Source organism: Actinospineispora eucalypti (assembly GCF_039543365.1).
GTDB lineage: Bacteria > Actinomycetota > Actinomycetes > Mycobacteriales > Pseudonocardiaceae > Pseudonocardia > Pseudonocardia eucalypti.
The window spans coordinates 1-2,343 of record NZ_BAABJP010000040.1; the positions used below are offsets into that span (position 1 = coordinate 1).

Here is a 2,343-nt window from a genome sequence, read left to right on the forward strand (position 1 = left end):
CCCAAATCGGAGGTCATCGAGTCGACGAACACCACCGTCAACGCACCCCACACGAGCGGGTCGATGGGCGAGAGTGGCTAGCGCTCATCGGGCGCCCTCAACGCGGTCAACCTCACCCGAAACCCACCCGACCAGGTCGCCACCGCGGTGCACGCCCAGCTCCGCCTGGACACGATATCCACACCGGGACCCGCCGTCTCGGGCCGCGCCTTGGCGGCCAACCCGGCCGAGCTATCACCCGAACGCGCAACACCTTGTTTGAAATTCCGTTAAGTATCGAGTTGTCGGTGAGCTGCTGCTTAGATCGTCACAACCGGCGTAACAGCGCTGGTTGCACCGAATGGGGTCGCCGCCTGGGGGTCGGGGGACAGTTCCCTAGGCGACGACCCCCTTCGGCCACCGCGCATCCGCGGCGCGGGGCAGGGTACAGACAGCACCCACCGCCCATTCGAGGGACGTGCGACGAAACATCTCCGGGCGGTGGCTGAGATGTCCGTTTGTGCTTCTGGCCGTTGATCTGTTGACGGATGTTGCGGAGCCGCGGTGCTCAATCGTGAACACTCGGATGGGTCGGCACCGCGACCGGCTTGTTCTCGCGGACAGGAGTGGCGAGCCGTCTATCGTCGCTTGCGTGATCGAGGGGGACGACGTTGGTTGGCGGGCGGGACCGGTACCGCCGGGGATGCCGGTGGTGCGGGTTGATGGCTGGTTGGTCGACTACGCGGGCCGGGTGTTGCTGCACGATCACGGCGACGGGATCTACCGACTGCCAGGCGGCACACCAGATGGGGCCGACACCGACGTCATAGCAACGCTGCGGCGGCATGTACTGGCGGACGCGCGGGTCACCATCGCCGAGGCCGTGCATCTGGGCTATGAGGCAACCGGCGAACCCGCGCAACCGAAGGCGCTGATCAGCATGGTCGGGCGGATCGGCGAGATCCTTCCGTGCCGAGACGACGCGCCCGGACACCGCCACGCGCGACGCTTGTTGACCTCGCTGGACGCGGCGCCCGCCTTGCTCGGTCGGCGCGCCTTTGGCGCCCAACAGGCGGTCGCCGCCGCGCTGCTCGCCGAGAGCCGCTGGGACTTGCCCGCCTGCTCACCACTCGCGTTCACCACCTACGCCGACTAGATGATCGATTCCGTGATGTTGGTGCGTGTCAGTGGTCGTAGGCGGTGAGACTGCGCTTGATGGGGGCGTTGGTGGCCCAGTTGTGCCATATCGCCGCGGCCAGGGCGAACAGGCGTTGAGCGACACGGGTACCGACACCCTGGCAGGTGCGGCCGCCGTGTCGTTCGAGCCCGAGTTGGCCTTTCAGCGTGTCGAAGACCGACTCGATCCACTGTCGGACCCCGCCCAGGTTGCCGTGTCGGACGCGTTCGTCGCGCCGGTCCGGGCGGAGCATGATGACGCCCAGCGCGGCGATCTGGCCTTCGATCTCGCGGCTGGCCAGTCCCTTGTCGGCCAAGATGGTGGTGGCCGCGCGCAGGCGACCGGTCTCGCGGGCGATGGTCAACAGGTCCAAGCACACCTCGCGTTCCCCGGTCTTGGGGTCGGCCAGACACCAGGCGATCGGCATCCCGTCCGGGGCCGCGAGCAGGTAGAGCTTGAATCCCCAGTAGAACCGGGAGTGCGCGGCGCAGTAGCCGTAGCCGGCGTATCCGGTCAGGTCCGAGCGTTTCGCGGTCTCTCGCGAGGTACCGCACGGCAGCGGTGTGGCGTCGATCAAGCGCAGATCGTCACACCACGACGGGCTGACCTTGGCCAGATGGCTGATCGCCACGGCCAGCAACGGCGCCGCCGCGACCAGACGCTTGTGATAGCCGGGCTGCTTGGGCAGATACCGAAACAGGTGACCGAGACGGCAGTAGGCAAACCGGATCCACCGCGCTTCGGTGTCGACCCCGAGCAACACCTGTGCCGCGGCCAGGGTCAACAACTCGGCGTCGCTGAGGCGGGGACGTCGTCCCCGACCCCGGCGAGCCGGCACCACATGATCGTCGATCTCCACATACAGTGCGGTAAGGAGGGCGTCCAGGTCGTTCGTCACAGTCGATCATGGCCGCCCTCCTCCCATGCCCAGGCTGATCGACACGCCACCTTCACGGAATCGATCATCTAGTACGTGAGCAGCCGAATCGCCCGCCTTTCGCGGCCTCACGGGCAGCGTTGTTCTGAGTACCGTTTCGGCCATGGACGTTGACGTCCCTACCCCTGAGCGAATCAACGCCATGACCGAGACCGACTACCAGGCCTACGAAGACCGCGTGCGTCGGATGGCTCGACGCCACGGCTGGGAGCTGCGCAGAAGCCGACGGCGCAATCTCCGAACGATGAAT

General features: G+C 66.7%; 2 protein-coding genes. One reads left to right on the forward strand and one right to left on the reverse strand.

Features of this window, described 5'->3' with window-relative positions; all coding sequences use genetic code 11:
* Window positions 1-631 precede the first annotated feature (631 nt).
* Entirely contained in the window at window positions 632-1,135 is a 504-nt protein-coding gene (locus ABEB12_RS31170) for an NUDIX hydrolase (RefSeq protein ID WP_185066030.1), read from the forward strand.
* Between the two features lie 28 nt (window positions 1,136-1,163).
* Here ABEB12_RS31170 and ABEB12_RS31175 read toward each other — a convergent pair whose 3' ends face one another.
* Window positions 1,164-2,054: an IS982 family transposase gene (locus ABEB12_RS31175; RefSeq protein WP_185066029.1), complete on the reverse strand. Its 891-nt coding sequence runs from the start codon at window positions 2,052-2,054 to the stop codon at window positions 1,164-1,166.
* Between the last annotated feature and the right edge of the window lie 289 nt (window positions 2,055-2,343).